Origin of the sequence: Phaeovibrio sulfidiphilus (assembly GCF_014861485.1) — a bacterium.
GTDB lineage: Bacteria > Pseudomonadota > Alphaproteobacteria > Rhodospirillales > Rhodospirillaceae > Phaeovibrio > Phaeovibrio sulfidiphilus.
This window is the reverse complement of sequence record NZ_JACZHT010000003.1, coordinates 82,716-105,709: the sequence shown is the minus strand read 5'-3', so window position 1 is coordinate 105,709 and position 22,994 is coordinate 82,716. Positions and strand designations below refer to the sequence as shown.

Below are 22,994 nucleotides of genomic sequence, written 5' to 3'. Positions count from 1 at the left end.
GCGGTGGTCCGACATGCTTTGCTACAAGGGAATGCCCCACGCTCCCGGGCGACGGATCAGGCTCCGGTGCCCACGGGGGCGCTCAGGCTCCGGCGGCGCGGTCCGGGGTGTCCTCCAGCCAGTCCAGCAGGGCGGGGCAGGTCTCGAGCACCACATCGGCGCCCAGGCTGTGGTGGGGATCCAGCGCATATCCGTGGGTGAAAACGGCCACCGGAACTCCGGCGTGCCGGGCGCAGCGCACGTCGGTGGCGCTGTCCCCCACAAACAGGGCCTCCGCGGGGGCAATCCCCATGCGCCGGAGGGTCTCGAACAGGGGCGCCGGGTCCGGCTTGCGGGTGGGAAGCGTGTCCCCGCCCACAATGGCGTCCAGAAACGGGGCCAGGCCAAGGTGCGCCAGCAGGGCGCGGGCGGGGGCCTCGGGCTTGTTGGTGCACAGTCCCAGGGTCAGGCCCCTCGCTTTCAGGGTCTCGAGCATCTCCCGGGCGCCGCTGTAAAGGGTGGTTCCCGTGAAGGGGTCGGCGGAATAAAGGGCCAGAAACTGCTTCAAACGCCGGGCGTGGCGCGGATCGTGGCCGCTGGCGTCGCCGGCATCCCGGGCGGCAAAGGCCCGTGCCACAAGAAGCCCCGCGCCTTCCCCCACCATGGCCTGGACTTCCGCCGGATCCAGCGGCGTCAGCCCGTCCTCGGCGAACAGGGTGTTCAGCGCCCGGGTGAGGGAGGGAACCGAGTCAATCAGGGTGCCGTCCAGGTCGAAGACAAGGCCGGAAAAGGATTTTTGTCCCTGCCAGGGGGTTCCGGCCGAGACTGCTCCCGTGTTGTTTTTCATTTTCATCCCCCGTTTTCCTGAGAAGCCACAAGAGCTTCCCGCTGGTTTTATTTGAGTTGGCGCGCCAGTTATGTCACGCTGCGTGCCATCTGAAAACCCGTCTCCAGACCTGCGCCGTCGAAAAGTCTTCCCATGAGCCAAGAAATCGCTGTCGTTGTTCTCGCTGCCGGGGAGGGAACGCGGATGCGCTCCTCCCTTCCGAAGGTTCTTCACCGCCTTGCGGGGCTTCCGCTGGTGGGGCATGTGCTGTCCAGTGGCCGGGCCCTCGGGGTCTCGCGCACCGTGGTCGTGATCGGCCCCGCCATGGACGAGGTCGCCGCCGAGGTGGCTCCGGCCACGACGGTGGTCCAGAAGGAGCGCCTGGGCACGGCCCACGCCCTTTTGCAGGCCCGAAAGGCGCTGGAGGGCTTCACGGGCACGGTGCTGGTGCTGTACGGCGACACGCCCCTGATCTCGGTCCCGACCCTCGAGGCCCTGGTGCGCGAGCGTGCGGCCCCCGACAATCCCGCGCTTGTGGCCCTGGGCTTTGATGCCGACGATCCCACCGGCTACGGCCGCCACGTGGTGGGGGACAACGGCTGTCTTGCGGACATCATCGAGCACCGGGACGCCACGCCGGCCCAGCGCGCCATCCGCCGCTGCAATTCCGGGGTGATGGCCTTTGACGGCGCCGTCCTGTTCGATATCCTGGACCGCATCGGCAATGACAACGTGCGCGGCGAGTACTATCTGACCGACGCTGTGCGGATCGCGAACGCGATGGGGCGGATCTGCCGCGCCGTGGAGGGACCGGAGGAGGAGTTCCTCGGGGTCAACTCCCGGGTCGAGCTGGCCCGCGCCGAGACCCTGTTCCAGGACCGCATGCGCCGCAAGGCCCTGGAGGACGGGGCCACCCTGGTGGCGCCTGAGACCGTCTTCTTCTCCTGGGACACCTGCCTGGGCCGCGACGTGACGGTTCACCCCTTTGTGACCTTCGGTCCCGGGGTGTGTGTCGAGGACAACGCCACGATCCGCTCGTTCTGCCATCTCGAGGGCGCGCGCATCGCCGCCGGCGCCGAGATCGGACCCTATGCCCGCCTGCGCCCCGGCGCCGAGATCGGGCCCAACGCCCGGGTGGGAAATTTCGTCGAAATCAAGAAATCGACGCTGGAAGAGGGTGCGAAAGTCAACCACCTCAGCTATATCGGGGACGCCCGGGTGGGGGCCGGAGCCAATATCGGCGCCGGAACCATCACCTGCAATTACGACGGGTTCGGAAAATACCATACGGATATCGGCCGGGGGACGTTCGTGGGCTCCAACAGCGCCCTTGTGGCCCCGGTGCGCATCGGTGACGGAGCCATGATCGGTGCGGGCTCCACCATCACCCGGGATGTGCCGGGGGGCGCGCTGGCCCTGACGCGGGCCTCCCAGGAGACCCTCGATGGCTGGGCCACCGGGTTTCGCGAGCGCAGAAGCGGGAACGGACCCAGGCGCTAGCGTCCTGTCCGGGCGGGAGCGTCCGCCCGGGACCGGGTTTTTCGGGTCGTGATTTTCGGGTAGTGAATGATACCAGCCGGGCGGTTCGCCCGGTTCCGGGTCCAGGTCCGGTGTTCCGGGGGCGCCGTGCGCCCGCCGGGCTCGTCCGGAGTCCCTTATAACGCAGAGAAAGAGGCCCCCATGTGTGGAATCGTTGGCATTGTTGCCAGAAGCGGAGACATCGTTCCCAACCTGATGGACGGTTTGCGTCGCCTTGAATATCGGGGATATGACTCGGCCGGGATTGCCGCGATCCGGGACGGTCATCTGGAGACCCGCCGCGCCAAGGGGCGCATTCGCAATCTTGAGGCCCGCCTTGCCTCGGAGCCGCTGTCGGCCCCCGTGGGCATCGGTCACATCCGCTGGGCGACCCACGGCGCCCCGGACGAGAGAAACGCCCACCCCCAGAGCGACGGGCGGGTGGCGGTCGCTCACAACGGCATTATCGAGAACTACCTGAGCCTGCGTGAGAAAACCACAGCCGATGGGGCGGTGTTCACCTCCGACACGGATACGGAGGTCGTGGCCCACCTCATCACCTACCATCTGAAGCGGGGCCTGGATCCGGACGGGGCCGTCCTGGCCGCCATCCGGGAGCTTGAGGGCGCCTTTGCCCTCGCCATCCTGATTGCGGACGCCCCGGACCGCCTGTACGCCGCCCGGAAGGGCAACCCGCTGGCCATTGGCGTGGGGGATGCGGGAGCCATGTACCTGGGCTCGGACGCCATGACCCTGGCGCCCTCCACCCAGCGGATCGTCTACCTCGAGGACGGGGACTGGGCCTGCCTGCGGGCGGACTCCTTCGAGATCCGGGATCTGTCGGGCGCGCCCGTCCAGCGGGTCGAGCAGATCTCCTCGGTCTCGGGGGCCATGATCGGCAAGGGCGGCTACCGGCACTTCATGCTCAAGGAAATCTACGAGCAGCCCCAGGTCATCGGCGACACCCTGAGCGCGTTCCTGAACCCTCAGGCCCGCACCCTGTCCCTGCCGGACCTGCCCTTTGACCTCTCCCAGGTGCAGCGGGTTCAGATTCTCGGATGCGGCACGTCCTATTACGCGGGTCTGGTGGCCCGCAACTGGATCGAGCAGGTCGCCCGGGTGCCTGTCGATATCGATGTGGCCAGCGAGTTCCGCTACCGGGCGCCCCCGCTGACCCCGGGCGGGCTCGCGATCTTCATCAGCCAGTCCGGCGAGACCGCCGACACGCTGGCCGCCATGCGCCACTGCAAGGAAGCCGGGGTCTGGTGCGTGGCCGTGGTCAACGCGCCGGAAAGCACCATGGCCCGGGAGGCCCACGCGGTCCTGAACACGCTGGCCGGTCCGGAAATCGGTGTGGCCTCCACCAAGGCCTTCACGACCCAGCTGGTGGTCCTTGCGGCCCTGTGTCTGGTTCTCGGCCGGGAAAAGGGTGTGCTGTCGGACGAGCAGGTGGCCGAGTACGCCGAGGCCCTGGCCGAAGTGCCCGCCCGCGCGGCCGATGTCCTGGGACACGACGCCCGGACCCGGGATCTGGCGGCCGGGCTGGTGGAGGCCCGGGATGTCCTCTATATGGGCCGCGGCCCCAGCCATGCCATCGCCATGGAGGGCGCTCTCAAGCTCAAGGAAATCAGCTACATCCACGCCGAGGGCTACCCGGCTGGCGAGCTGAAGCATGGCCCGATCGCCCTGATTGACGAGACCGTCCCCGTTGTGGTGGTGGCTCCGGGCGATGCCCTGTTTGACAAGACGTTCTCGAACGTGCGCGAGGTTCTGGCCCGGGGTGGTCGGATCATCCTTCTCACCGACGAGCGGGGCGTGGCCCAGGCCGAGGGGCTGGCCGGGGTGGAGCTGATTGTCCTGCCCGGGATCCACGCCTTCACCGCGCCGATCCTCTACGCCATCCCGGTCCAGCTTCTGGCCTACCACATCGCCGTGCTGAAGGGTACGGACGTGGACCAGCCGCGCAACCTGGCGAAAAGCGTTACGGTGGAGTAGGCCGGAGACAGGCATCACGCGCACGGGGACATACCCGGACGCAAACTTTTGGGGCCACGGGGCCGGCGGATGTGCCGGTTTCGTGGCCTTTTTTCGTGAGGCGCCCGCGCGGATGCCCCGTCGGAGGGGACAGGCCGGGGGTGGGCGAGGGGGGTGCCCGTCCGACGTGGCAGGCCCGGGTGGGTGAGGGGGGGCGAGCGGATTCCTGGGCAGCCGTATTTGGTCGTGGTGGGGCAGAGAGTGTGGGGCGGGAGGTGCGAGCGGCCGGGTGAGGGGCTTTCGCCCGGCGTTCGCGTCTGCGCCCCTGACCGCACGGGGCGGGCCGGACGCGAGGGATCCGCTGCCCGCGATCCAATTGTGCCGGGTGGTGGGCGTCGCATCCCGGTGCCTTCCGAGACCGGGAGACCGCCTCGTAGCGTGCCGTCCCCCTGTTTCCGGCCCCGGGTGTGTCTGGCCTGCGCTTTCCGGTGTTGGTGGGGTTCGCTGACCGGTCGGATCCACGAGGGCACGCCGGATCACCCGCAGCTCCCCGGTGCCCCCGGGTCGCGGGGTCGGCAGCAGGTGTGGGCTCAGATGTGCTGGGTTACGGGATTGCGGGCCACGATGAAGATATGGCGCAGGGGGTAGACGATAATTCCGTTCTCGTCGCTCTGATAGACGCCGCGCACCTGTTCAATGTACTCATCCAGGAAATCATAGATCCCGTCCGACCGGGTGCGCGGGGCCTCCAGGCCGATGGGTTCGGACTGGCCGTTGGGGGCGCCCTCCAGGGGGTGCTGGCTTTTCACGACCGCGTGGTAGACCGTCTCCCAGATGTCCAGCTTGTGGACCCGGGGGGTCAGGATGCGCGAGTAGCGGATGGCGGGCGCCAGGGCGACGGAGGCCCCGACATGCTCGGTCCCGTCGAACCAGGGGAGCCCGCGGACCGCCGGGGCCGCCCGTTCGTAGGGCTGGCCCTCCACGTTGCGGGGCATCATGACCGCGAACACGCCCCACGGGGACAGGAGCTTGAGGAGGCTGGGGAAAATCCGCTCATGCCCCGGGAGTTTCTGGAACAGCCCGCAGGAGAAGACCACGTCAGCGCGCCCCAGGGTGTCCCACTCGTCGGGCCTCAGGTCCACGAAGGTGATGCGCCCGTCAGCGTCGCCCTCGCGCCGGGCCCTCTCCAGGGTCTCGGGGTTGATGTCCACGGCTGTGATGCGGGTCTCGGGAAAACGCTTCGCCAGCATGCGGGAGCTCAGGCCGCTGCCGCAGCCCAGGTCGATGATCCTGGCGGGATGCTCAAGCCCGATTCGTTCAATCAGGTCTTGCAGAGACCGCTTGCGCGTCACGTCTACGGACGGGGCAACAGCCAGATCCCATGCAATCATTGTCCTGCTCTCCTCAAGGTTCTCAGAGGCCGGGGCGCTGGGGAAAGATCGGTCCCGGGCTCCGGGAAATCACCTGGCAGTGCGGGGCGGACACCCGTCTCTGGTATTACAGGAGAATTGTATCAAAACTACAGGGGGCGAGCGAGTATTATATTTTCTCCTTATAGGAGCCCCACATTGGAATATATCATGAAATTTTGTTTTGAGGGAGTCTTATCCTCCCGCTATTGGCGCGCTGTAGCTGTAAAGAAGTGTCCCGACGACCAGGTTCCACCCGTCCACCAGGACAAAGAAAATAATCTTGAAGGGCATGGCCAGCATCATCGGGGGCAGCATCATCATGCCCATGGACATGAGAACCGAGGCCACCACCATGTCGATAATGATGAAGGGAACGAAGATCAGGAAGCCGATCTCGAAGGCCCGGCGCAGCTCGCTGATCATGAAGGCGGGCACCAGGGACAGGGTGGAGACCTCGTTCACGTCGCTCACGGTCTCGTTGCGGTAGTCCATGAACAGCTGCAGGTCGCTGGCGCGCACGTTGGCCAGCATGAACTGGCGGAACGGCTCGATGGTCCGCTCCAGGGCCTGTTCCTCGGTGATCTGCTCGGCCACAAGGGGCGCGATGCCCTCGTCCCAGGCCTGCTGGAAGGTGGGCGCCATGATGTAGAACGTCAGGAACATGGCAAGGCTCACCAGCACCATGTTCGGGGGCGTGGACTGGGTTCCGACGGCCGTGCGCAGAAGGGACAGGACCACCACCAGGCGCACGAAGCTTGTGGTGGTGATGATGATGCCCGGGGCCACCGAGAGGACGGACAGCAGGGCGATGATCTGGACAATGCGGGCCGTGGTGGAGCCGCCCCCCTGGCCCAGATCGATGTTCAGGGACTGGGCAAGGGCCGGAGCGGCGAACACGCTGGCGCCCAGAAAGAAAAGGCCCAGGGTTGTCAGGGCCAGCCCGGCCAGCAGGGCGGTCCGGTGGACGCGGCAGGCGGAGCGGAGGGGAGCGGGGCGTGATCGCGTCATGGAGCGGTTCCGGGCTTCTCGGTCATTGCGCTGGGGGAAACGGTTTCATCGTGCAGGAAGCGGGCGAAGTCCCCATCCCCCGACACGGACGGGGCGCTGCCATCCGCCGGGAGTGTCTCCAGCAGGATGTCGTTGCCGCCTCCGATCAGGACAAGATGAAGGACATCGTCCCGCCTGACAAGGAGGACACGCCTGCGGGCGTCGAGTGCCAGGCTTTCCTCAACCCGGAGTCTGCGTTTCGCGCCGCGGCGCATCAGGGGGCGGAACGAGGCGTCGCCGCTCACGAACCGCTTCAGCACCCAGGCGAGGGCGAGCATGGCGCCGAGAACGAAAACCAGCGCGGCCATGTAGTGAAAGTAACCGGTTGAGTCCATCTGGGGTTCCGTCGGGTCCGTGGTCGGGGTCGTGTCAGGTGCGCCGTCCGGTCCCGGAGGGGGCGGACGGGGGAGGGGGCCGTGTGCCCAGGCGCTCATAGGCGGCCCGCACGGTTGCCGGGGCGTGGGGCGCGGGGGGCGTGTCCAGAAGGCCGCTGGCCCGGGCCCGCTCCACAAGGGCGGTCTCCAGCGTCTCGTAGCGCCCGAGAAGGGCCTCAAGGACCGGGACAAACGCCTGCGCGGTCGTGCGGTCCAGGGACTGGATATCCCCGCAAATGCTGGAAACACCCCGGGCGAGGGGCCCCAGGTCACACAGAACGCCGTCGTTCAGCGCGGCCAGGGCCTCGTCCATGAAGGCGCACAGGGACTCCAGGTCCAGCAGGATCCGGTCCTCTGGGGTCATGGGAGGGTCCAGAGGGGGGCGCTGGGCCCCGTCGTCGGGCGGGGCTGTCATCCGCGCTCTCCGCCCGGCGGCGCGGACCGGGGTGCGCGCGGATCCCCGAAGGGCCACGTGGCGTTGGCGTGGTAGACATAGGCGAGGATTTCAGCAACCGCCATGAAGGCCTCCAGTGGGATTTCCGAGTCGATGTCCACGGCGGACAGGACTTCCACCAGGTCCGCATCCTTCCGGACCCGGACCCCGTGGGCGAACGCCAGCTGCAGGATCTGCTCGGCTATGAAGCCGCGGCCGCTGGCAACCACCCGGGGGGCATTGTCCCCGGCCAGAGGGTCATAGTCCAGTGCGACGGCCACCGGAACCGTTTCCCCGGCGGGTTCTTCCTCCTGTCCCTCGAAAAAGACCGACGGGTCGGCCAGCGGGGGCGGCAGGGACGGGGGACGGGGTTTTTCTGGGGGGGCCACAGCTGATGTCTCCGGTCTCGACTGTGATCGTCGGGTCTTTCAACCTTTGCCCCGTCACGATACACGATCGCGCTGGATTTGTGGAGAAATCTGGGGCATCGGGTTTCGGGGGCTTCTCAAAGATGCAGACCGGTAGTATGTGGGTTCTGGACAGTGGCTTGGGCCGCAACAGACCCGGAGAGGTATCAATGACCGGTCAGAGAGAATTCTTTTCGTCCCGTATCGGCTTTATCCTGGCAGCGGCCGGTTCGGCGATCGGCCTGGGAGCCATCTGGAAATTCCCCTACATGACCGGGCAGAACGGCGGCGGCGCCTTTCTGATGGTCTACCTGGCGGTGGTCGCGCTGATCGGCCTGACCATGATCCTGGCCGAGATGGCCCTGGGCCGCGCCACCCACACGGATGCGGTCGGGGCGTTCAGGCGCCTTGGCGGTGGCCGGTGGCGCTTTTTCGGCTATTTCAGTCTTCTGGCGGCGTTTCTGATCCTGTCCTTCTACTGCGTGGTGGGGGGCTGGACGGTGGGCTATCTGGTCAAGGCCGTGAGCGGAAGCCTGTTCGACGAAAGCGCTGGAGACTTCAAGGCCCGCTTCCAGAGCTTTGTGGGCCATCCGCTTGAGAGCCTCTTTTACTTTATCGTTTTCATGGGCATGACCACCGGGGTGATCCTGGGGGGCGTGACCCGGGGCATCGAGCGCCTGAGCAAGGTGCTGATGCCGCTTCTGTTCCTGTTGATGCTGGTCATGATCGTCCGGGCCCTGACCCTGGACGGCGCCATGGAGGGCGTGCGCTTCTACCTCACGGTGGACTTCTCCAAGATCACGGGGCGGGTTCTCATTGACGTGCTGGGCTTTGCCTGCTTCTCCCTGTCCCTTGGCTTTGCGGGGATGCTGACCTACGGCTCGTACATGCAGCCCGGCGAGAGCCTGATCCGCTCGGCGGTGTGGGTCGTGATCCTTCAGACCATCTGCTGCATCCTGGCCGGGTTCATGGTTCTCCCGGCGGTGTTCGCCTTCGGGTTCCTGCCCTCCGAGGGGCCGGGCCTGACCTACATCACCCTGCCGGCCGTGTTCTCGAAAATGGTGGCGGGCCAGTTCTTTGCGGTGGTGTTCTTCTCCCTGTTCCTGATGGCGGCCCTGACGTCGTCCATCTCCATTCTGGAGCCCATTGTCACCTGGCTGATCGACCAGTTCCGGATGACGCGCAAGGCGGCGGGGGCGCTGGTGTCGGTGGCCTCGACCCTTCTGGGGATCTCGGCGTGCTGGTCCTTCGGCGCGGTGGACTGGACCTTCGGGGTGGCGGACCTGCCCGCCTGGCTCCGGCTCACGCCCTTCGAGTTCCTGGACTACATCACCCTCAACGTCATGATGCCGGTGAACGCCCTTGCGGTCTGTCTCCTGATGGGCTGGGTTGCGGACGACGCCTTCCGCCAGCAGCTGTACCCCGCGGGTACGGCCTTCGGTCCGAACGCGGCCCTTCTGCCGCGCCTGTCCTGGCTCTACAGTGATCTGACGGTTCGTTTTGTGGCGCCTGCCGTAATACTGGTGATCATGGCCTCGAGTGTTGTGGATGCACTGAAAAAGGCACTTTAGATCCTGCCTGCGCGCGTTTTTCAGGCACTGTCCGGCGCCTGTTCAGGGGGGCGCCGGGTATTGCCCCCTTTTTTCTGGAAATTGTTCAGGGAGAGAGTTAGAGTGATGCTTGTTTTCCTGTCCGACGGCACTGTCTGCTGTGGAGGCCCTGCACCATGTCTCTGAACAACCTCGCGATTTTTCAGATGGCGAAGATGCGCCTGGACTGGGCCGCCCAGCGTCAGAAGGTTCTGGCCCAGAACATTGCCAACGCGGACACGCCGGGCTATGTGGCCCACGATGTGAAGGCTCTGGACTTCAAGAAACTTGCCGCCTCCCAGGAGCACCGCACCACCATGGTGCGGACCCACGTGGCGCACCAGCCCTCTGTGGCTCCGTCGCCGGGGCCCTACCGGGAGTTCCGGGAGCGCTACCCCTTCGAGAGTTCGCCCGACGGAAACGAGGTGATTCTCGAGGAGCAGATGACCAAACTGTCCGAGACCTCGGACCAGTACAAGATTGCCTCCGAGCTTTTCAAGAAGCACCTGTCCATTCTGAAGTCCGTTTCCCGCAGCCAGCGCTAGCGTGCGCTGCCCCGCCGGTGGCGGTGCGGCCCGCCCTCCAGGGAGGAGGAAAGACACGTGGATACCCTGAGACTGTCCTCAAAGATCGCCACCTACGGGCTGAAGGCCCAGGCGGAGCGTTTGCGGGTCATTTCCCAGAACCTGGCCAACGCCAACTCGGTCGCGCCCCGGCAGGGCGAGGATCCCTACCGGCGGCAGGTGATCACCTTCCGCAACGTGATGGACCGGGAGCTGGATGCCCGCGTGGTGAAGTCGGTCCGGGTGGGCGAGGACATGTCCCCGTTCGACCGGCTCTATGATCCTTCCCACCCCGGCGCGGACGAGCAGGGCTATGTCCTGGCTCCCAACGTGAACATGCTGGTGGAGATGATGGACCTGCGGGAGGCCCAGCGGACCTACGAGGCCAACCTGAACGTGATTACCCTGTCGCGCGAGCTGACCGGCGCGACCCTTGACATGCTGCGCTGAGGCGCATTCGGCCGGCCCGGCTCTGCGGGGGGTGAAACCCACTCCCGGCGGGCCCGCGGGCGGCCCGTGAGGTCCGGACGTATGAGGGCCGGACCTGTGAGGACCGGACCTGTGGAGACCGGACGTGTGGAGACCGGACGATGGCGATTGATTTTGGAAGTGCGGTTGGGGCCTATGACTCGGTGGCGCGGATGTTCACGTCGCCGGGCGGCGCTGTGGACAAGGCCGGGAGCCTCAATCTCCCCGGGGCCTCGCCCGAGGCTCAGGGTCCGTCCTTTACGGATGTGCTGAAGACCAGCCTGCGCTCCACCATCGAGGACAGCCGCAAGGGCGAGGAGTTGACCAAGCTCGCCATCGAGGGCAAGGCCGACCTCCAGGACGTGGTCATGGCCGTGAACAGCGCCGAGGTGTCGCTCCAGACCGTTCTGGCCGTGCGTGACAAGGTCGTCTCGGCCTACGACACGATCCTGCGGATGCCGATCTGAGCGGCGGTCGTCCCGATCGCTCCAGCCTGATGACAAAACGGGGGAACCGGTGACCGAGGGGGTCGTTCTGGACATCGCGCGCGAGGGCATCTGGATGATGCTCCTGCTGTCGCTCCCGCCCCTTCTTGTGGGCATGGGGATCGGGCTGGTGCTGGCCATTTTCCAGACCCTGACCCAGATCCAGGAAATGACCCTGGTGTTCGTGCCGAAAATCCTGCTGGTGTTTCTGACCATCATGTTCACCCTTCCCTGGATGGTGATCCAGCTCACGGATTTTGCCCGCAGGCTGATGGATATCGCCACCCGGCTGCCCGGGGGCGGGTGACCGGCATGGGGGTGCGCCGTGCGCCGGTCCCGCATCTGCCCGGCGTGTCCGAGGACGGTCCGGCGCCTGCGCCCTTGCCTGTGGTGCTGATGCGTGTGGTGCTGACACGGGCTTCTGGTCCTGCATCTGCGCCCGCCCTGTCCGGGGCTCACCCTTCCAGCGTTTGGCCCAGGCGAGCCCGCGGGGGGCGTGCCGCCTCGCGCCCGCCTGTCCGTCGCCGGCTGTGGGGCGGGGGTGCCCCATTCCCCGCAGACGACCTGTCCTGGCGTGCGGCGTTCCGGCGTGCGGTGTGCCTGCCGGAGCCTCGGGGGTGTGGCCGTGCTTGAGCACCTCCTGACCCTCAACGTGTTCCACTTCGCGCTGGTCCTGACGCGGATCAGCGCGGCCATGATGCTGCTGCCCGGCTTCTCCGCCGAGTATGTGAGCACCCAGATCCGGGTGTTTCTCTCCCTTGCCCTTGCTCTGGTGTGTACACCCGCGGTGTCGGCCGGCCTGCCCGAGGTTCCGTCCACCGCCCTTATGGTGGGGCTTCTGGTGGGCATGGAGGCGATCGTTGGCCTTTTTCTCGGGGTCTACGGCCGCTTCCTGCTGGTGGTGCTGTCCTTCATGGGGCACGTGGTCGGCTACAGTTCGGGCCTGATGATGGCCCAGTCCTTTGATCCGGTGACCTACCAGCAGGGCTCACTGATCACCCGCTACTTCAACCAGGTTCTGGTGGTCCTGATGTTTGTGACCGGAATTCACCAGATCATGGTCCTGGGGGTGCTCAACAGCTACACCACCTTTCCCGCCGGAGCGGTGCCCGACACTGCCGATACGGCCCGGCTGTTCACCTCGCTTCTTTTGTCCGGATTCCGGGTCGGGCTTCAGCTTGCGTCACCCTTTATGGTTTACGCTATTCTCTTTCAGGCCACTCTGGGTATCATGGCCCGGCTGATGCCGCGCCTGAACATCCTGTTCATTGCCCTTCCGGCCCAGATCATGCTGGCCTTTGCGATCCTGATCACCGCCGGAGCCTTTATCCTGCGCAGCATGATCGACTACCTTGAGCGCGGGTTCGGGTATCTGGCGATGCCCTGAGGCCACACGGCCGCCCGGCGTCCGCCGCCCACAGGGACCGTGGGGTCCGATCCAGACTGAGGGGCCAAAAGCCCGACCCGGGGAGCCGCGATGGCGGAAGAAGACAGAGACTCAAAAACAGAAGAGCCGACAGAGAAAAAGCTCTCCCAGGCACGGGAGGAGGGCCAGGTTGCCCAATCCCAGGAGATCAAGAGCTTTTTCATGTTCCTGGCGGCGCTTCTTGTGGTCGCGGCCTTTGCACCCTGGATCACCCGGGAGCTGTCCCGGGTGCTGCGGTTCTTTCTCGAGAATGCGGCCTCCCTGCCGCTCTCGCCCTACAATCTGCGCTACCTCAGCCTCGAGACCTTCAACAAGGTCACGCTTCTGCTGTTCATGCCCTTCCTGATTTTCATGGTGGTGGGGGTGCTCGGCTCCATCGTGCAGTTCGGGTTTATCTGGGCTCCCAAGAGCCTTGCCCCCAAAATGAACAAGATCAGCCCCATCGCCGGGGCCAAGCGCCTGTTCTCCAAGCGCTCGATCGTCGAGGGGCTGAAGTCCATCCTGAAGCTGTTCCTGGTCTCGGGGGCGATTTTCGTTCTGGTGGGCCCCCACTTCTCGAACCCCGAGGTGTTCATGGGGCGGGATGTGGCCTACACCATGAGCGACCTCTATGACCTTCTCGTGCTTCTTCTGATCGCGACCTGTATCATCGTGGGCGTGATTGCGATTATGGACTTCCTGTTCCAGAAGTACCAGTTCACCCAGGACCAGCGCATGACCAAGCAGGAGGTCCGTGACGAGCACAAGAACATGGAGGGTGACCCCCATGTGAAGGCGCGGATCCGGTCACTGCGCATGCAGCGCGCCCGGCAACGGATGATGGCCGCCGTGCCGGAGGCGAGCGTGGTGGTCACCAACCCGACCCACTACGCGGTCGCCCTGAAGTACGAGGCCGACAGCATGGCCGCGCCGGTTCTGGTGGCCAAGGGAACGGACCTGATCGCGCGCAAGATCCGCTCGCTGGCCGAGGAGAACGGCGTGCCGGTCGTGGAGAACCCGCCGCTCGCAAGGGCCCTGTTCGCCTCGGTGGAGCTGAACCAGGAGGTGCCTCCCGAGCACTACAAGGCGGTGGCCGAGGTCATCGGCTACGTGATGCGTCTGGGCCGCCGGCGCAAGCCTGCGGCTGCGGACATGAGACCGCCGGGAGGCGATGGCGCAGGGGACGGTGGCCTTGTCTAGACAGTTTGTTCTGCCTTTTCTTTCCGGGCTGGCCCTTCTGGGAACCGGCGGGCTTGGTGTCCTGGCACTCCTGGACGGCGCCCTTGTGACCGGTGGGCTCATCGTGGCCCTGAGCCTGGTGGCTCTGGGGCTGGCGGTTGCCCTGGGCGTGCTCTACGGGCGCGAGCGGGCAAGGGCCGGGCGGGGGCGTGATGCCCTGGTTTTGCTGGACGGGGACGACCGGGCCCGGTGCGTCAGTGACCCCCGGGGGCGGATTGTGCTGGCCAACCGGGCTGCCCGGGACAGCTTCGGGGACCAGGACCTTCTGCCCTGGCTGGAGCGGCGCCTTGTGGTGGACCTCCCCGAGGACCGGGAGCCTCTGGACCGTCTGAAGGCCGCCCTCGACCGGGGCCTGGGGCTGGAGACCGAGCTGGTCCTGGAGGAGGACGGCGAGAGCCGTTACGTGCATATCAGCCTCGAGCCCTCGGAGGCGGGGGACCGGCGGGTGTGGTCGGTGGAGGACATCACCTCCAAGCGCATTATCGACGACCTTCTGGTGCGCGAGCGCGAGGAACTGGCGGATTTCCTGTTCTTCCTGCCTGTGGGCCTGTACTCGGTCGATGTGGACGGGCGCCTGTGCTACGTGAACCAGATGCTGGCCCGATGGCTGGGCGAGGAGCCGGGCGCCCTGGTGGGCCTGCTTCTGGCCAACCTGACGGATGGCCCGGTCCCGGAGCCCGACGGCGTGTGGGAGGGGCGTCTGCGCTTTGCCCCCCTGAACGGGCCGCCGTTTGACGGGCGGGTGTTCCAGTCCACCTATGATGACGCGGGGCGCATCCGCACCCGCTCGGTGGTGCTGCGGCCCGGCGCGCCCGAGGATCTTCTCATTGCCGAGGAGCCCCGCAACGCCCGCGAGCGTCTGTGGCTCTTTGACGAGGCTCCGGTGGGCATCGCCCTGACCGATCCGGAAGGCGCCATCGTGGACTGCAACGCGTCGCTTTTGGGCCTTCTGGGGGAGAACCGCGCCGATGTCCTGGACCGGCCCCTGGCCTCGATTGCGGCGCCGGGGGACCGGGGCCTGCTCTCGACCCAGGCGGCCCGGGTGATGGCGGGGGATGTGGCGCGGGCCCGCTGCGACGTGACCCTGGGCCACTCCGGCTCCGAGCGCTCGGCCGCGCTTTTGCTCTCGCGCATGGCCCGGCAGCTGTCCGACCCCTCGGACGGCCTGATCGTGCACCTGATTGACACCACCGAGCAGAAGAACCTGGAACAGCAGGTGGCCCAGGCCCAGAAGATGCAGGCCATGGGCCAGCTGGCCGGGGGCATCGCCCACGACTTCAACAACCTGCTCACCGCCATGATCGGATTTTCCGACCTTCTCCTGCAGCGGCACGGGGTCGGGGATCCCAGCTTTGCCGACCTGATGCAGATCCGCCAGAACGCGAACCGGGCGGCGAACCTGGTGCGCCAGCTTCTGGCGTTCTCGCGGCGCCAGCCCCTGCGCCCCGTGCTTCTGAACGTGACGGACGCTCTTGCCGAGCTGTCCCATCTCCTGCGCCGCCTGCTGGGCGAGCGGGTCAGCCTGCGTCTCCAGCACTCGCGGGAGCCCTGCTACATCCGGGTGGACCCGGGCCAGTTCGACCAGGTGATCATCAACCTCGCGGTGAACGCCCGCGATGCCATGCCGATCGGGGGCGGCAGCGTCCAGATCGACACCCGGGTGCGCAAGGTGGCCCGCCCGGTCCGCCTGGGGGGCGAGACCATGCCTCCGGGCGAGTACGTGGTCATTGCGGTGTCCGACACGGGCTGTGGCATCCCCCGCGAGGGGCTGGGGCGGATCTTCGAGCCCTTCTACACCACCAAGGCCGAGGGCACGGCCGGGTCCGGCACCGGTCTGGGGCTGTCCACGGTGTACGGGATCGTGAGGCAGACCGAGGGTTATATTTCCGTCGAGTCCACACCGGGTGAGGGAACGACCTTCACCATCTGCCTGCCCCGGCAGGAGGCCGCTCCCCGGGGGATCGACGCCCGCGCCCGGACCGGGGTTAACCGGGACGGCGCACCGGAGCCGCCGCTTTCCGGGGAGCCGGGCCCTCGCAGTCCCGCGCGCACCGCAGGCGCCCGTCCCCGGGATTTGAGGCAAAGCCTGCCGGAGGCGGGCCGGATGGGGCAGGGCCGGGCGGGCCAGGGCCAGATGGATCCCGCCCTGGTGGACCCGGCGAGGGCGGACACCGCCCGGAGCGCGGCGGCGGCCCCGGCGGGGTCCGGATCCTCCGGGGCTCCGGCCCGCTCCGACGGGCCCCGGGCGCCGGAAGGTGGGGGTTCGGTCGACGTTCCGGCCGACCTGGCCCGCAAGGCCGTGATCCTGTTTGTCGAGGACGAGGATGCGGTGCGGGTCTTCGGATCCCGGGCGCTGCGCAACCGGGGCTACGAGGTCCACGAGGCCCGCGCGGGGGAGGGGGCGCTCGAGACCCTGGCGGGGGGAACCCAGATCGACCTGCTGATCACGGACATGGTCATGCCCGGCATGGACGGTGCCGAGCTGGCGACCCGGGTGTGCGAGAGCCATCCGGATATCCCGATCATCCTGGTGTCCGGGTACTCGGAGGACGTGATCCGGGGCGACCTGATGAGCCGGCCCAACACCCACTTCCTTCCCAAGCCGTTCTCCCTCAAGGCCCTGACCGCCAAGGTCCAGGAGGTTCTGGCCGGGGTTCCGTCCGGCGCGGAGCCCTAGGCGCCCCGGACCCGGCGTCCCGGGCGGCCAGGCTCGGGCAAGCCTTCGTGTGCGGGTGATCCCGTGCGAGGGATCGTGTGCACCTGATCCCATGCGGTTGGTCCGTCGCGTCCCTTGCCTCCCGTTGCGTCCGGGTCTCCGGACAGCCTCCGGGTGCGGCGGGGCCGGGAGCCGGGTTCCCGACTACAGACGCGGGAGGGGAAATGTCGTCGTTTTTATAGCCACTCCAGTGTAATTGGAGTAAAATCCCTGCCAGACCCGGGGGCATCTTGATTTCCTGGTTTGGTCCCCTGTATGTCATTTTCCTCGCTACGGGTTTGTAGCGATTCCCAATTATCCCAAAGGAGGAAGCCAAATGGCTGTTCGTGTCGCGATCAATGGTTTTGGACGGATCGGTCGTCTTGTGTTGCGGGCGCTGATTGAGTCCGGGCGCAAGGACATCCAGGTCGTCGCCATCAACGACCTGGGCTCTGCGGAAGCCAACGCCCATCTGCTGAAGTATGATTCCGTGCATGGCGTTCTGCCCGCAGAGGTTTCCGTCACCGGCGACACGATGACGGCGGGCCCCGACAGCTTCCGCGTCCTGGCCGAGCCCGATCCGAAGAAGCTCCCCTGGGGCGAGCTGGGCATCGACATCGTCTTCGAGTGCACCGGCCGCTTTGCCGATCGCGACATGGCCCAGGTTCACCTTGATGCGGGCGCCAAGCGCGTCCTGGTCAGTGCTCCGTCCAAGGGCGCGGACCTCACCGTTGTGTACGGCGTGAACGATTCCAAGCTGACGAAGGACCACCTGGTGGTCTCCAACGCCTCGTGCACCACCAACTGCCTCGCGCCGGTGGCCAAGGTTCTCCACGAGAACTTCGGCATCGAGAAGGGCTTCATGACCACCATCCACGCCTACACCGGCGACCAGCGGATTGTGGACACCCTCCACAAGGATCTTCACCGCGCCCGAGCCGCGGGCCTGTCCATGATCCCCACCACCACCGGTGCCGCCAAGGCCGTCGGCCTGGTGCTGCCGGAGCTGGCGGGCAAGCTGGACGGCACGTCGGTGCGCGTTCCCACCCCCAACGTCTCCGTTGTGGACTTCAAGGCCGTCGTCGCGAAGAACGCCTCCGCCGAGGCCATCAACGCGGTCATGATGGACGCCGCCAACGGTCCGCTGAAGGGCGTTCTCGCGGTCAACAGCCTGCCGCTGGTGTCCATCGACTTCAACCACAACTGCCACAGCTCGATCTTTGATGCGGGCGAGACCAAGGTCATCGAGGGCAATCTCGTGCGTGTCATGTCCTGGTACGACAACGAGTGGGGCTTCTCGAACCGCATGCTCGACACGGCTGCGAAGATCGCCAGCCTGCTCTGATCGGAGCCTCCCGAACAGGCATCCTGCGTTCCCGGAACCCTGGCGGTTCCGGGGGCGCGCGGGCCCGATGTCCGTGGGCTGTGATCCACGGGATGTGATCCATGGCCGTTCCACGGCTGTATCCGGGCGCCCGTACACGCGCCGTGTCCTCTTCCTGTGTCCTTGCCGTGCCCGTTTGCGGGGACTCCGGGCGGGAAACGGCTTTGCAGGCCGCCTGTCTTTTTTGCTATTGTCCAAAAAAACCAACACAACCCCGGCCGGGTTATATGACCTGTACCTCCCTGACAGTGAAAGGCGAACTCATGGTGGCGTTCAAGAAGCTTGAGGATCTGGATGTCAAAGGAAAACGCGTGCTTGTGCGCGCCGATCTGAACGTTCCGATCCGCGATGGCAAGGTCACCGGTCTGAGTCGCATTGTCCGTGGTGCCGAGACCCTGCGGGAGCTGTCCTCCCGGGGTGCCCGTGTGGTGGTGTGCTCCCATCTGGGCCGCCCCAAGGGCGAGCGGAACATGGAGTTCACCCTCCAGCCGGTGGTGGAGCCCCTGGCCGAGGCCCTCGGGCGCCCGGTGGCGTTCGCCGACGACTGCGTTGGCCCCGTGGCCGAAATGGTGGTGAACGGTCTGGGAGAGGGGGACGTGGCCCTTCTCGAGAACCTCCGCTTCCACCCGGAGGAGGAAAAGAACGATCCGGAGTTCGCCCGCAAGCTGGCGACCCTCGCGGACCTGTATGTGAATGATGCCTTCTCCACGTCGCACCGGGCCCATGCCTCCACCGAGTACATTGCCCACCTGCTGCCCTCGGCCGCGGGCCGGCTCATGCAGGCGGAGCTGGAGGCCCTGAGCGCAGCCCTTCGCAGCCCCAAACGCCCTGTGGCCGCCATCGTGGGCGGAGCCAAGGTCTCGACCAAGCTGGAGCTTCTGGGCAACCTCATCACCCACGTCGATGTTCTGGTGATCGGCGGAGGCATGGCCAACACGTTCCTCTACGCCAAGGGGATTTCCGTCGGCAACAGCCTCTGCGAGAAGGAGATGGCCGACACGGCGCGCGCCATCATGGAAAAGGCCGAGACCGAGGCCGGCTGCCGGATCATCCTGCCCATGGACGCGGTGGTTGCCCGCGAGTTCCGTGAGGGTGCGCCCTCGGAAATCGTGCCCATCCGCGACGTCCCCGAGGACAGCATGATCCTGGACGTGGGGCCCGCCTCCGTCACCCGGATCGAGGAGGCCCTGGAGCCGTGCCACACGATCGTCTGGAACGGTCCGCTGGGGGCCTTCGAGATCCCGCCCTTTGACGCGGCCACCGTTGCCGCCGCGAAGTGGGTGGCCGAGCGCACGAAGGCCGGCAAGTTCCTGACCGTGGCCGGCGGTGGCGATACGGTCGCGGCCATGGCCCATGCGGGTGTGACCGGAGACCTGAGCTACCTGTCCGCTGCCGGTGGCGCGTTCCTGGAATGGCTTGAGGGCAAGACCCTTCCGGGCGTCGCTGCACTGGAGGGGTAGGCGTCGTATCGACTTCGGCGGGGCGGCGGTGAGCCGCCCCTTTTCGGACTGATGACAAAAAAGAGGTACGCCTTGCGGTTCCGTTTTCTCCCTTTTGTGACAGTCCTTGTTACTCTTGCCCTTCTGATCCCGGGTGTGGCCGGCGCGGCGCGTCTGTCCGCCTCGGACACCGCCATCTACAACGCCGCCTTCAAGGCAGCCGATGCCGGAAACTGGGGGCAGGCCCTGCACCTGGCCGGGAAGGCATCGGACCGCACGCTGCGCGAGGTGCTGATGTGGCGCTACGTCCGCGCTCCCCTGACCGGGGGACCGGACCTGGCCACCCGCCTTGCGTTTCTGGACGCCCATCCCGACTGGCCCACCGTCACCGGGTTGCGCCGGGTGATCGAGACCCAGCTTCTGACCGAGGCCACTCCGGCCAACCGTGTGATCGATATCCTGGGGCGCTATCCCCCGGTGTCCGCGGTGGGCAAGCGGGCCCTGGCCCAGGCGTATCTCGAGAAGGGACGCAAGGAGGAGGCCGGGCGCCTGTTCCGTGAGGCCTGGATCGAGGGGGATTTCTCCAAGGACAACGAGGAGAAGTTTCTGGCCCAGGCCCGCCCGTTCCTGAGTGCCCGCGATCATATCGCCCGGACGGATCGCCTGATCTGGGACGGCGTGTATGATTCCGCCCGGCGCATGATTGTCCGCCTTCCCAAAGACCAGGGACTTCTGATGCAGGCCCGCATCACCCTGGGCTCGGGCAAGGGGAACCCGACGGCGGCGGTGAACGCGGTTCCCGCCCAGCTCCGGAAAGACCCGGGCCTGGTGTTCGAGCGCATCCGCTGGCGGCGCAAGAGCAAGCTCTACGATGAGGCCATCGAGCTGCTCCAGAGCGCAAAGCCCGTCGCGGGCTATGAGCGGCTCTGGTGGACCGAGCAGAACGTCCTGATCCGTCACGCCCTCTCGAAGGGGCATATCACCCAGGCCTACCGGCTGGCCTCCCGGCACGGGCACACCGCCGGGGCCCACTCCATGGACAGCGAGTTCCTGGCCGGGTGGATCGCCCTGCGGTTCCTGAACGATCCGAAGGCCGCTCTCCCCCATTTCCAGCAGATCCAGAAGAACGTGGAGATGCCCATCTCCCTGTCCCGGGGCGCCTACTGGATCGGGCGCACCTACGAGGCCATGGGGAATACGGCCCAGGCCCAGGAGTGGTACCGCAAGGCCACCGCCTATCCGGCCACGTTCTACGGCCAGCTTGCAGCCTCCCGCACGGGCGTGTCCCTCAACCGGCTGATCTCCGGGCAGGATCCCGCGCCACGGGCGCCGTCCGGAAACACCATGGCCCGCGCGGTCGAGCAGCTGGGCGAGCTGGGGCGACATGATGAGATGCTGCCGTTCCTGATCGTGCTGTGCGACAGCGCGCCGGACCCGGCCCTGCACGCGTTCCTGGCCCGGGCCGCCGCTGCCGCCGGGCGCAATGACTTTGCCGTTCAGGTGGCCCGCCGTGCGGCCCGCCAGAACACGCTGCTGCTGGAGTACGGCTATCCCGTTCCTCCGGGCCTGGACAAAGCCATTGCCCGGCAGGCCCAGGCCAACGGCTTCCCCCAGGCTCTGGCCTACGGTGTGATCCGCCAGGAGAGCAATTTCTATGACCGGGCCCGCTCCGCCGCCGGGGCGCTGGGACTGATGCAGCTCATGCCGGGAACCGCAAAGGACACGGCGAAGAAAGAGGATGTGGCTTACCGTCTGGCCGCCCTGACCGACGAGCCCGCCTACAACACCCGGCTGGGCAACCGCTACCTGGGGGACCAACTGCGCCGCTTTGACGGCTCGATCATTCTGGCGGCCGCGGCCTACAACGCGGGGCCGGGCCGACCGGTGAGCTGGATCAACGAGCACGGTGATCCCCGGTTGATGCGCAACACGGATGATATCATCGACTGGATCGAGCGCATTCCCTTCAGCGAGACCCGAAACTACGTGATGCGGGTCCACGAGGGGGCCCTGGTGTATCGGGTCCGCCTGGGCGAGAAGGTGGATGCGAAGGCGCCGGAGCTCCATCTCCGCCGCGCGGTTCACTAGGGCGCCCGGAGACCGGCGGAAAAAGGGTCCGGCCGGTGCGCCCGGGCGTTCCGCTCGGTCCGGGCCGTTTGCGGGGCAGGCTGGGGCGGGGCAGGTCTTGGACCCCTCGCGGCCCACGCTGAAGGCGGGGCAGGCCTGGGCTCCCTCGGTTCACGCTGAAGGCGGGCCGGGCGTTCGGCTCCGCCCGTTCCTTCCGCTCTGTCACGCGCGGTTGGCCCTGTGCAGTCCGCCCTGCCGGAGCCTCTGTCACGCGCGGTTCGCCCTTTCCGGTCCGTCCTGTCGGAGCCACCGTCCCGTTCGGTCGGTGCCTCCGTTCCGTCCGGGGCGTCAGGTGGGACCGACACCCAGGCCGAAGGCTTCCAGAATGCGGGTCGCGGCCAGGGTGGCCGTCGTCTGCCCCTTGTCCAGCTCCGCCTGCAGCTCCGGCAGGAGGGCGCGGACCTCAGCCTTCTCGTGGACGGCGTCCTTGATCCGGTCCTCGACCATGGACCACATCCAGTGCACCAGCTGGGAGCGTCGCCGCTCGGCCAGGCCCCCGTTTACGGTCATGATGCGGCGGTAATCGCAAATCCGCTCCCACAGGATGTCCAGTCCCTCGCCGGACAGACCGGCACAGGTCACCACGGGAGGCTCCCAGTCCGGGTGCTGGGGCGCAACGATGGACAGGGCGGCCCGGTACTGGGTCGCGGCCAGTTGCGCGGCGGTGTGGTTCTCGCCGTCGGCCTTGTTGACGGCGATCATGTCCGCAAGCTCCAGGATGCCTTTCTTGATGCCCTGCAGCTCGTCGCCGGCGCCCGGCAGCATGAGCACCAGGAAAAAGTCCACCATGTCGGCCACAACGGTCTCGTTCTGGCCGGTTCCGACGGTTTCCACCAGGATGACGTCAAAGCCCGCCGCCTCGCAGACCACCATGGATTCCCGGGTGGCCCTGGCCACGCCCCCCAGCCGCCCGCCGGAGGGGGAGGGGCGGATAAACGCGTTGGGGTCGGAGGACAGGCGCTCCATGCGGGTCTTGTCCCCGAGAATGGAGCCCCCGGTTCGCGAGGACGACGGGTCAATGGCCAGGACCGCGACCTTGTGCCCCTTGGCGGTCAGCTTGCAGCCCATGGCCTCGATGAAGGTGGACTTGCCCACCCCCGGGACACCGGACAGGCCCACCCGGTGGGCGTTGCCCGCATAGGGGAGAAGGCGGGTCAGCATCTCCTGGGCCATGTGCTGGTGGTCGGGCCGGCGGCTCTCCACCAGGGTGATGGCCCGGGCCAGAAGGGTTCGGTTGCCCGAGAGCACGCCCTCGACGTAGGCGTCCAGATCCGGTGTCCTCATGATAAAGCGCTCTCCCCGGGCTTGAGGGGGCTGACGCTGACCGCCGTCCCGTAGACCAGAACCTCGGCCGCGTCATCGGTCACCGAGGACGTGGAGAAGCGGACCGCCACAATGGCGTTGGCACCCATGGCCTCGGCCTGTTCGGTCATGCGCTGCACACACTGCTCCCGGCTTTCCACCAGAAGCTCGGTGTAGCCGAACAGCTCTCCGCCAACGATCTTCTTGAGGCCGGCCATCAGATCGCGTCCGATGTGCTTGGCGCGCACGGTGCTGCCCTGCACCAGTCCGTGATGGCGGTCGATACGATAACCGGGCAGTGTGTCCGACGAGGACAGAAGCATCGGGA

The 22,994-nt window shown here is 66.8% G+C and carries 21 protein-coding genes; 13 read left to right on the top strand and 8 right to left on the bottom strand.

From position 1 onward, the window contains the following. Positions 1-82: 82 nt before the first annotated feature. A complete protein-coding gene (gene gph / locus IHV25_RS05300) occupies positions 83-832 on the bottom strand; it encodes a phosphoglycolate phosphatase (protein ID WP_192534069.1) in 750 nt (249 codons plus the stop codon). A gap of 126 nt (positions 833-958) precedes the next feature. On the opposite strand from gph, the gene glmU reads away from it, so the two are divergent. After that, on the top strand, positions 959-2,305 hold the full coding sequence (glmU, locus tag IHV25_RS05295) for a bifunctional UDP-N-acetylglucosamine diphosphorylase/glucosamine-1-phosphate N-acetyltransferase GlmU (RefSeq protein ID WP_192534068.1): 1,347 nt from the start codon (positions 959-961) through the stop codon (positions 2,303-2,305). A 180-nt stretch (positions 2,306-2,485) separates the two neighbouring features. After that, positions 2,486-4,318, top strand: coding sequence for a glutamine--fructose-6-phosphate transaminase (isomerizing) (gene glmS, locus IHV25_RS05290; protein ID WP_192534067.1), 1,833 nt, complete (start codon positions 2,486-2,488; stop codon positions 4,316-4,318). Positions 4,319-4,887: 569 nt separating this feature from the next. Here glmS and IHV25_RS05285 read toward each other — a convergent pair. From IHV25_RS05285 to IHV25_RS05265, 5 genes are all read right to left on the bottom strand, one after another. Beyond that, the gene (locus IHV25_RS05285; RefSeq protein ID WP_192534066.1) at positions 4,888-5,688 is read right to left on the bottom strand and encodes a methyltransferase domain-containing protein; all 801 of its coding nucleotides are present in this window, start codon (positions 5,686-5,688) and stop codon (positions 4,888-4,890) included. A gap of 213 nt (positions 5,689-5,901) precedes the next feature. Next, positions 5,902-6,717 carry a flagellar type III secretion system pore protein FliP gene (fliP, locus tag IHV25_RS05280; RefSeq protein WP_192534065.1) on the bottom strand — a complete coding sequence of 272 codons (816 nt, stop codon included), beginning with the start codon at positions 6,715-6,717 and terminating at the stop codon, positions 5,902-5,904. Beyond that, positions 6,714-7,091 carry a flagellar biosynthetic protein FliO gene (locus tag IHV25_RS05275; RefSeq protein WP_192534064.1) on the bottom strand — a complete coding sequence of 126 codons (378 nt, stop codon included), beginning with the start codon at positions 7,089-7,091 and terminating at the stop codon, positions 6,714-6,716. The genes fliP and IHV25_RS05275 overlap by 4 nt, the downstream gene beginning before the upstream one ends. Before the next feature lie 34 nt (positions 7,092-7,125). Continuing rightward, entirely contained in the window at positions 7,126-7,545 is a 420-nt protein-coding gene (locus IHV25_RS05270) for a hypothetical protein (protein WP_192534063.1), read from the bottom strand. Beyond that, entirely contained in the window at positions 7,542-7,907 is a 366-nt protein-coding gene (locus IHV25_RS05265) for an EscU/YscU/HrcU family type III secretion system export apparatus switch protein (protein WP_192534208.1), read from the bottom strand. The genes IHV25_RS05270 and IHV25_RS05265 overlap by 4 nt, the downstream gene beginning before the upstream one ends. Before the next feature lie 233 nt (positions 7,908-8,140). Between IHV25_RS05265 and IHV25_RS05260 the strand changes: the two genes are divergently transcribed. The 11 genes from IHV25_RS05260 to IHV25_RS10650 all read left to right on the top strand — a co-directional run bounded on the left by IHV25_RS05260 (position 8,141) and on the right by IHV25_RS10650 (position 21,325). After that, on the top strand, positions 8,141-9,541 hold the full coding sequence (locus tag IHV25_RS05260) for a sodium-dependent transporter (RefSeq protein ID WP_192534062.1): 1,401 nt from the start codon (positions 8,141-8,143) through the stop codon (positions 9,539-9,541). 155 nt (positions 9,542-9,696) lie between these two features. After that, the gene (gene flgB, locus IHV25_RS05255) at positions 9,697-10,104 is read left to right on the top strand and encodes a flagellar basal body rod protein FlgB (protein ID WP_192534061.1); all 408 of its coding nucleotides are present in this window, start codon (positions 9,697-9,699) and stop codon (positions 10,102-10,104) included. Between the two features lie 57 nt (positions 10,105-10,161). Next, complete coding sequence (flgC, locus tag IHV25_RS05250) at positions 10,162-10,572, top strand: flagellar basal body rod protein FlgC (protein ID WP_192534060.1); 411 nt, start codon at positions 10,162-10,164, stop codon at positions 10,570-10,572. 140 nt (positions 10,573-10,712) lie between these two features. Then, positions 10,713-11,057, top strand: coding sequence for a flagellar hook-basal body complex protein FliE (gene fliE / locus IHV25_RS05245; protein ID WP_192534059.1), 345 nt, complete (start codon positions 10,713-10,715; stop codon positions 11,055-11,057). A gap of 49 nt (positions 11,058-11,106) precedes the next feature. Further along, positions 11,107-11,382, top strand: coding sequence for a flagellar biosynthesis protein FliQ (gene fliQ, locus IHV25_RS05240; RefSeq protein WP_192534058.1), 276 nt, complete (start codon positions 11,107-11,109; stop codon positions 11,380-11,382). 318 nt (positions 11,383-11,700) lie between these two features. Continuing rightward, complete coding sequence (locus IHV25_RS05235) at positions 11,701-12,462, top strand: flagellar biosynthetic protein FliR (RefSeq protein WP_192534057.1); 762 nt, start codon at positions 11,701-11,703, stop codon at positions 12,460-12,462. Between the two features lie 90 nt (positions 12,463-12,552). Beyond that, positions 12,553-13,680 (top strand): flagellar biosynthesis protein FlhB, encoded by a 1,128-nt coding sequence (flhB, locus tag IHV25_RS05230; protein WP_192534056.1) that lies wholly within the window; start codon positions 12,553-12,555, stop codon positions 13,678-13,680. Then, on the top strand, positions 13,673-16,396 hold the full coding sequence (locus tag IHV25_RS05225) for a hybrid sensor histidine kinase/response regulator (RefSeq protein WP_242018821.1): 2,724 nt from the start codon (positions 13,673-13,675) through the stop codon (positions 16,394-16,396). Before flhB ends, IHV25_RS05225 begins: the two co-directional genes overlap by 8 nt. A 355-nt stretch (positions 16,397-16,751) precedes the next feature. Further along, entirely contained in the window at positions 16,752-17,759 is a 1,008-nt protein-coding gene (gene gap, locus IHV25_RS05220) for a type I glyceraldehyde-3-phosphate dehydrogenase (protein ID WP_192534054.1), read from the top strand. Between the two features lie 302 nt (positions 17,760-18,061). Beyond that, a complete protein-coding gene (locus tag IHV25_RS05215) occupies positions 18,062-19,258 on the top strand; it encodes a phosphoglycerate kinase (RefSeq protein WP_192534207.1) in 1,197 nt (398 codons plus the stop codon). A gap of 96 nt (positions 19,259-19,354) precedes the next feature. Continuing rightward, positions 19,355-21,325, top strand: a complete 1,971-nt coding sequence (locus IHV25_RS10650; protein WP_192534053.1) for a transglycosylase SLT domain-containing protein — start codon at positions 19,355-19,357, stop codon at positions 21,323-21,325. A gap of 327 nt (positions 21,326-21,652) precedes the next feature. Here the strand turns inward: IHV25_RS10650 and meaB are convergent, their stop codons facing one another. Both meaB and IHV25_RS05200 read right to left on the bottom strand, forming a co-directional pair. Further along, positions 21,653-22,648: a methylmalonyl Co-A mutase-associated GTPase MeaB gene (gene meaB / locus IHV25_RS05205; protein ID WP_192534052.1), complete on the bottom strand. Its 996-nt coding sequence runs from the start codon at positions 22,646-22,648 to the stop codon at positions 21,653-21,655. Next, the gene (locus tag IHV25_RS05200; protein WP_192534051.1) at positions 22,645-22,989 is read right to left on the bottom strand and encodes a YbjQ family protein; all 345 of its coding nucleotides are present in this window, start codon (positions 22,987-22,989) and stop codon (positions 22,645-22,647) included. Before IHV25_RS05200 ends, meaB begins: the two co-directional genes overlap by 4 nt. Positions 22,990-22,994 lie beyond the last annotated feature (5 nt).

Coding starts and splice junctions, on each gene's coding strand:
- gap (WP_192534054.1), top strand. CDS start 16,752: ATGGCTGTTCGTGTCGCGATCAATGGTTTTGGACGGATCGGTCGTCTT.
- glmU (WP_192534068.1), top strand. CDS start 959: ATGAGCCAAGAAATCGCTGTCGTTGTTCTCGCTGCCGGGGAGGGAACG.
- gph (WP_192534069.1), bottom strand. CDS start 832: ATGAAAATGAAAAACAACACGGGAGCAGTCTCGGCCGGAACCCCCTGG.
- IHV25_RS05260 (WP_192534062.1), top strand. CDS start 8,141: ATGACCGGTCAGAGAGAATTCTTTTCGTCCCGTATCGGCTTTATCCTG.
- fliE (WP_192534059.1), top strand. CDS start 10,713: ATGGCGATTGATTTTGGAAGTGCGGTTGGGGCCTATGACTCGGTGGCG.
- flhB (WP_192534056.1), top strand. CDS start 12,553: ATGGCGGAAGAAGACAGAGACTCAAAAACAGAAGAGCCGACAGAGAAA.
- IHV25_RS05285 (WP_192534066.1), bottom strand. CDS start 5,688: ATGATTGCATGGGATCTGGCTGTTGCCCCGTCCGTAGACGTGACGCGC.
- IHV25_RS05215 (WP_192534207.1), top strand. CDS start 18,062: ATGGTGGCGTTCAAGAAGCTTGAGGATCTGGATGTCAAAGGAAAACGC.
- flgB (WP_192534061.1), top strand. CDS start 9,697: ATGTCTCTGAACAACCTCGCGATTTTTCAGATGGCGAAGATGCGCCTG.
- meaB (WP_192534052.1), bottom strand. CDS start 22,648: ATGAGGACACCGGATCTGGACGCCTACGTCGAGGGCGTGCTCTCGGGC.
- IHV25_RS05270 (WP_192534063.1), bottom strand. CDS start 7,545: ATGACAGCCCCGCCCGACGACGGGGCCCAGCGCCCCCCTCTGGACCCT.
- IHV25_RS05200 (WP_192534051.1), bottom strand. CDS start 22,989: ATGCTTCTGTCCTCGTCGGACACACTGCCCGGTTATCGTATCGACCGC.
- IHV25_RS05275 (WP_192534064.1), bottom strand. CDS start 7,091: ATGGACTCAACCGGTTACTTTCACTACATGGCCGCGCTGGTTTTCGTT.
- fliP (WP_192534065.1), bottom strand. CDS start 6,717: ATGACGCGATCACGCCCCGCTCCCCTCCGCTCCGCCTGCCGCGTCCAC.
- glmS (WP_192534067.1), top strand. CDS start 2,486: ATGTGTGGAATCGTTGGCATTGTTGCCAGAAGCGGAGACATCGTTCCC.